A 452-nucleotide genomic window follows, 5' to 3' on the forward strand; every position below is an offset into this window, starting at 1 on the left:
GTGCCGCTTGGGTTGATTACGGACACTCGCACTTCATCATTGCCACCACCGGCCTGTTCGACGATGGTCGGCGTGACACCGGTGTTGATGTAATAGATATCATCGCCCGCGCCGCCCTCCAGGCGAATGGCGGTGGCGGTGTGATCTGGGCCGGAGGTGAGGATGTCATTGAATGCCGAGCCGATGACGTTTTCGATGCTGGTCAGGGTAGTACCCTCGGCATCTCCGCCCTTGCCGGCCGCGCCAGTGCCGAAACGCACTTCAACGTTCACCCCGGCGGACGAGGTCGAGTAGTCGACGGTATCCACGCCAGCGCCACCATCGAAGGCCATGCCCTGGCCGTTGCCGACGAACGTGTCGTTGTAGTTCGAACCCTTGATCGTCTCGATGTCGGTGTAGGTATCGCCTGCGGCAATGCCGGTGTTCACGCCGGTTTTCAGATTGATCGTCAC

General features: G+C 60.6%; 1 pseudogene. It reads right to left on the reverse strand.

The features are described from left to right. Nucleotides 1-452 (reverse strand): annotated as a pseudogene (locus tag ACUXVH_RS31685) (beta strand repeat-containing protein); the annotation flags it as partial.

The sequence above is a fragment of the Pseudomonas sp. 8(2025) genome (assembly GCF_052665325.1).